Origin of the sequence: Streptacidiphilus sp. BW17 (assembly GCF_041262485.1) — a bacterium.
Lineage (GTDB): Bacteria > Actinomycetota > Actinomycetes > Streptomycetales > Streptomycetaceae > Streptacidiphilus.
Window position 1 is genome coordinate 1 of sequence record NZ_JBGCCR010000071.1, and the last position, 6,527, is coordinate 6,527.

1 protein-coding gene is annotated in these 6,527 nt (G+C 70.5%); it reads left to right on the plus strand.

The annotated features are described in order from the left end of the window. Nucleotides 1–6,527, plus strand: a 6,527-nt coding sequence (locus tag ABH940_RS36760; RefSeq protein WP_370107271.1) for an amino acid adenylation domain-containing protein, incomplete at both ends; no start/stop codon positions are given.

The following is a 6,527-nucleotide window of genomic DNA, read 5'->3' on the forward strand; positions in this document are numbered from 1 at the left end:
GTTGCTGTGTCAGGCGTTCGCGCAGGTGCTGGGCCTGGAGCGGGTCGGCGTGGAGGACGACTTCTTCGCCCTGGGCGGCCACTCCCTACTGGCGATGCGGCTGCTGAGTCGGATCCGTGCGGTGCTGGGTGTGGAGTTGGCGGTCCGCGAGTTGTTCGAGGCGCCGACGCCGGCGGTCCTGGCGGGACGGCTTGGGCAGGCCGGTGAGAGCCGGTTGGCACTGCGTGCGATGGAGCGTCCGGAGCGGGTGCCGTTGTCGTTCGCGCAGCACCGGCTGTGGTTCCTCGGGCAGTTGGAGGGTGCGAGCGCGACCTACAACACGCCGATGGCGCTGCGGTTGACCGGGGAGGTGAACCGGGAGGCCCTGGCGGAGGCGCTGCGGGATGTCGTCGGGCGGCACGAGGCGCTGCGGACGGTGTTCCCGGCAGTCGATGGTGAGCCCTACCAGAGGGTGCTGTCGCTGGAGGAGTGCGGGTTCGAGCCCTCGGTGGTCGAGGTGGCGTCGGATGGGCTCGAGGGTGCGTTGGCTGAGGCGGGCCGGTATGCGTTCGACGTCTCGTCCGAGACTCCGTTGCGGGCGACGCTGTTCGCGGTGAGTTCGGTTGAGCATGTGCTGATGCTGCTGTCGCACCACATCGCCATGGACGGCTGGTCGACTGCTCCGCTGGCGAGGGACCTTTCGGCGGCGTATGCGGCGCGCTTGGGCGGTCTGGCTCCGGTGTGGGAGTCGCTGCCGGTGCAGTATGGGGATTTCGCTGTGTGGCAGCGCGAGTTGCTGGGTGACGAGCGGGATTCGTCGAGTCTGTTGTTCCGTCAGGTGGCCTACTGGCGTGAGACGTTGGCGGGAACCCCTGAGGAGTTGCCGCTGCCGTTCGACCGGTCGCGTCCGGCGGTCGCGTCGCACCGTGCCCACACCGTGGAGTTGGATGTTCCGGCTGAACTGCACGGGCGTTTGGTGGAGTTGGCGCGTGAGCGTGGGGTGACCATGTTCATGGTGCTGCAGGCGGCTGTTGCGGTGACGCTCAGCCGACTGGGTGCGGGGGCCGACATCCCGATCGGCTCGGCGATCGCCGGGCGTACGGATGAGGCGTTGAACGATCTGGTCGGGTGTTTCGTCAACACCGTGGTCGTGCGGACGGATCTGTCCGGTGATCCGACGTTCGAAGAGGTTCTCGGGCGGGTGCGCGAGGCGGGGTTGAGCGCGCTGGAGAACCAGGATGTGCCGTTCGAGAAGCTGGTGGAGGAGCTGGCACCGGCGCGTTCGCTGGCCCGGCACCCGCTGTTCCAGGTCGTCCTGACCCTTCAGAACACCGGCCTGACAGCGGATGACGGTGCGCTGGACCTGCCCGGCCTCGGAGCTGAACTGCTGCTGATGGGTCGGGCGATGGCCAAGTTCGACCTTGATGTGATCGTGGGTGAGGTGTTCGGTGCGCAGGGCGCGCCGGCGGGGATCCGGGGCATGCTGACGGCGGCGGCGGACCTGTTCGACGAGGGCGTCGCGGGTCGGGTCGCGGGCTCACTGGTGCGGGTGCTGACGGCGATGGCCGACGACCCGCGGACCCGGGTCGACGCGGTGGATGTGCTGGGTGCGGATGAGCGTCGCAGGGTGCTGTCGGAGTGGAACGACACCACTGCGGCCGGATCCGGGGTGATGGTTCCGCAGCTGTTCGAGGCGCAGGTGGCGCGGACGCCGGAGGCGGTGGCGCTCGTCTCCGATGGCGTGTCGGTGTCGTACGCGGAGCTGGACGCGCGGGCGAACCGCCTTGCCCACTACCTGGTCGGCCAGGGTGTCGGGCCGGAGTCGGTGGTGGGGCTGGCGCTGCCGCGAGCGGAGATGATCAGCGGGATCCTGGCGGTCTGGAAGGCGGGGGCCGGCTACCTTCCGGTGGACGTGTCCCAGCCGGCCGAGCGGGTCGCGTTCACGGTGAAGGACTCGCGGGCACAGCTCGTGCTGACCACCGATGAGGTGCTGGAGGACCTGCCGTCGGTGGGTGTGCGCCTGGTCGCCGTGGACGACACGTTGACGGCGATGCAGTTGGCGGCGGCGCCGACCACATCGCCCGGCGTGGCGGTGGATCCGCGGTCGCTGGCGTATGTCATCTACACCTCCGGTTCGACGGGTCGTCCGAAGGGCGTGGCCGTTACGCACGGGGGCCTGGCGAACTACGTGTCCTCGGTGCCGGCCCGGGTCGGCTTCGAGGGCGGCAGATATGCGTTGCTGCAGGCGCAGGCGACCGACCTGGGGAACACGGTGCTGTTCGCGAGCCTGCTGTCCGGTGGTGAGCTGCACGTCCTGGACGAGGAGGCGGTCACCGATCCGCGCCTGGTGGGCGACTACCTGGCCGAGCACGGGATCGACTTCCTGAAGGTGGTGCCCTCGCACCTGGCGGCGCTGGGTGCGGTGGGTGGTCTGGAGCGGGTGCTGCCGGGTCGGTCGGTGGTGCTGGGTGGTGAGGCGGCCTCGCCGGGGTGGGTCGATGAACTCCTGGCCGCCGCGGGCGAACGGCGGGTGTTCAACCACTACGGTCCGACGGAGACCACGATCGGTGTCGCGACCACCCGCCTGACGGGTGGGGTGCTGCCGGTGGGTTCGCCGGTGGCCAACACCTGCTTCTACGTGCTGGATGAGCGCCTCAACCCGGTGGCGCCGGGTGTGGCGGGTGAGTTGTACGTGGCGGGTGCGCAGCTGGCGCGCGGCTATGTGCGCCGCCCGGGCCTGACCGCGGAGCGGTTCGTCGCGTGCCCGTTCGAGTCCGGTACCCGGATGTACCGCACGGGTGACCTGGCCCGTTGGACGGCCGATGGCGAGATCGTGTTCATGGGCCGTGCGGACGAGCAGGTCAAGATCCGTGGTTTCCGGATCGAGCCGGGTGAGGTGGCCGGCGCCCTGACGGCTCACCCGCTGATCGCCCAGGCGGCCGTGATCGCCCGCGAGGACACCCCGGGGGAGAAGCGCCTGGTCGCCTACGTGGTCGCGGACGACCCGGATGATGTGGACGACACCCTCGTGGACGGGGTGCGGACCTTCGTCGCCGCGCGGCTGCCGGAGCACATGGTGCCCGCCGCCGTGGTGGTGTTGGACGCCCTGCCGCTGACCGGCAACGGGAAGTTGGACCGCAAGGCGCTGCCCGCGCCGGACTTCGCGGCGGCGGGTGGGGTGTCGAGCCGTGGGCCGGCATCGGTGCGGGAGGAGATCCTGTGCGAGGCGTTCGCCGAGGTCCTCGGGTTGGCGAGCGTCGGCGTCGATGACGACTTCTTCGCGTTGGGCGGGCACTCGCTGTTGGCGGTGTCGTTGGTGGAGATGCTGCGGGTGCGTGGGGTCTCGGTGTCGGTGAAGGCGTTGTTCCAGACGTCGACCCCGGCAGGCCTGGCACTCGAGGCGGGTTCGGAGCACGTGGTGGTGCCGGCGAACCTCATCCCCGAGGACGCCGTGCGGATCACCCCGCAGATGCTGTCGCTGGTGGAACTGACCGAGGCAGAAATCGAGTTGATCGTGTCGAAGGTGCCCGGCGGTGCCGCGAACGTCGCGGACGTGTACCCGCTGGCCCCGTTCCAGGAGGGCGTCCTCTTCCACCACCTGATGACGGCCGGACACGAGGGCGAGCGGGATGTGTACGCCGGGCCGACGGCGCTCGGGTTCGACTCCCGCCCGCGCCTCGACTCGTTCCTGAACGCGCTGCAGCGGGTGATCGACCGGCACGACGTGTACCGCACCGCGATCGTGTGGGAGGGCCTGCGCGAGCCGGTCCAGGTCGTGGCCCGACGCGCCGAACTGCCGGTCCACGAAGTCGTGCTGGATCCGCGGGGTGCGGACGCGGCCGAGCAGTTGCAGTCCATCGGCGGCGCCTGGATGGCGCTGGACCGCGCCCCGCTGATGGACGTGCACATCGCCGCCGAACCGGACGGCGAGGGCTGGCTGGCCCTGCTGCGCGTCCACCACCTGGTGCGCGACGACACCACGACGAATGCGCTGCTGGGGGAGGTGCGTGCCTTCCTGACAGGGCGGGGTGAGTCGCTGTCCGAGGCGCTGCCGTTCCGCGACTTCGTCGCTCAGGCCCGCCTCGGTGTGCCGCGCGAGGAGCATGAGCGGTACTTCGCCGGGCTGCTGGGCGACGTCACCGAGACCACCGCCCCGTTCGGCCTGCTGGACGTGCACGGTGACGGCACGACCGCGGTATCGGCGTGTTCCGCGGTGGAGGCCGAGCTCACGCTTCGACTGCGGGCGATCGCGCGCCGGATGGCGGTGAGTCCGGCGACGGTGTTCCACCTGGCATGGGCGCGGGTGCTGGCAGCGGTGAGCGGTCGTGAGGACGTGGTGTTCGGCACGGTGCTGTTCGGCCGGATGAACGCGGGCGCGGGTGCCGACCGGCTCCAGGGCCCGTGCCTCAACACGCTCCCGGTGCGGGTGCGGGTCGGCTCCTCCACCGTGGGCGAGGCGCTGACCGGGATGCGGCAGCAGCTGGCCGAGCTGCTGGTGCACGAGCACGCGCCGCTGGTGCTGGCGCAGCAGGCGAGCGGTGTGGCGGGCGGCAGCCCGCTCTTCACCGCCCTCTTCAACTACCGCAACGGCCAGGCCGGTGCGACCGAGCCCGGTGCGGGTCTGGGCACCGGGTTGGAGGACGTGCGGCTCCTTGCCTCGGAAGGGCGCACCAACTACCCCCTGGTCGCGAACGTCGACGACGACGGGACCGGGTTCAGGCTGGCCATCGACGCGGTGGCGCCGGCCGATGCGGAGCAGGTGGGCACGATGCTGCACACCTGCCTCCGCCGGCTCGTGACCGTGCTGGAGGAGGAACCGCAGGCCCGGTTCGCGGCGCTGGACGTGCTCGACCAGGCTGAGCGTCGGCTGGTGGTGGAGGTGTGGAACGACACTGTTCGGCCGTTGGTGGATGTGACGTTGCCGGGGTTGTTCGCGGCGCAGGTGGTGCGGACGCCGGATGCGGTGGCGGTGGTGTTCGAGGGTGTGGAGGTGTCGTACGGGGAGTTGGATGCGCGGGCGAATCGGTTGGCGCGACTGCTGGTCGGCCGGGGTGTGGGGCCGGAGTCGGTGGTTGCGGTGCTGATGGAGCGCTCGGTCGAGCTGGTGGTGGCGTTGCTGGCGGTGGTGAAGGCCGGCGGTGCGTATCTGCCGGTGGATCCGGAGTATCCGGCCGGGCGGATCGCGGCGGTCGTGGCGGATGCCGGGCCGGTGTGCGTGCTGAGCACCATCGCCCTGACCGCGTTGGTGCCGGATGGCGTGGCGCGGGTCGCGGTGGATGATCCGGCTGTGGTCGCGGAGTTGGCGGGTCTGTCGGCGCAGGCTCCTGTGGTGGGGGTGTTGCCCGCGCATCCGGCGTATGTGATCTTCACGTCGGGTTCCACCGGGCGTCCGAAGGGTGTTGCGGTGTCGCATGCGGGGATCGTGAACCGGCTCGCCTGGATGCAGGAGCTCCCCGGTGTGGCCATCGGTGTCGGGGATCGGGTGCTGCAGAAGACGCCGTTCGGGTTCGACGTCAGTGTGTGGGAGTTCTTCTGGCCGTTGGTGCAGGGCGCGGCGTTGGTGCTGGCACGTCCCGGCGGCCACCGGGAGCCCGGCTATCTCGTCGAGTTGATCCAGGGCGAGAACATCACGGTGACGCACTTCGTGCCGTCGATGCTGGAGACGTTCCTGCGTGAGCCGGCGGCCGGCGACTGCACCGGGCTGCGGGCGGTGTTCTGCAGTGGTGAGGCGCTGCCGGCGCCGTTGCGCGACCGGTTCCTCGAACTGCTGGGCGGTGTACCGCTGTTCAACCTGTACGGGCCCACGGAGGCGGCCGTGGACGTGACCGCGGCGCGCTGTGCCGTCAGCGATGGTGCGGTGGTGCCGATCGGTGGGCCGGTGGCCAACACCCAGGTGTACGTGTTGGACGACCGGATGTCCCCGGTGCCGGTGGGTGTCGAGGGTGAGTTGTACCTGGCGGGTGTGCAGTTGGCGCGCGGGTACGTGGGGCGTGCCGGTTTGACGGCGGAGCGGTTCGTGGCGTCGCCGCTCGGGGTGCCGGGTGGGCGGTTGTACCGCACGGGTGACCTGGTCCGGTGGAACGCCGGCGGCGAGCTGGTGTTCGCGGGCCGTGCGGACGAGCAGGTGAAGATCCGTGGTTTCCGGATTGAGCCCGGTGAGGTGCAGGCCGTCCTGGCCGCACACCCGGGCCTGGAGCAGGTCATGGTGACGATCCGTGAGGACCTGCCGGGTGACCTCCGCCTGGTGGCGTACGCGGTTCCGGCCGGCGTAGACGTCGACGCGGACGAACTGGTTTCCAGTGTGCGGGGGTTCGCGGGTGAGCGGTTGCCGTCCTACATGGTGCCGTCGGCAGTCGTGCTGCTGGAGGAGCTGCCGCTGACCGTGAACGGCAAGCTGGACCGTGTTGCCCTGCCCGCGCCGGAGTACGTGGCGGGTGCGGGGCGGGGTCCGGTGACGGTGCAGGAGGAGCTTCTGTGCCAGGCGTTCGCCGAGGTCCTGGGACTCGACCGGGTCGGGGTCGACGATGACTTCTTCGCCCTGGGCGGTC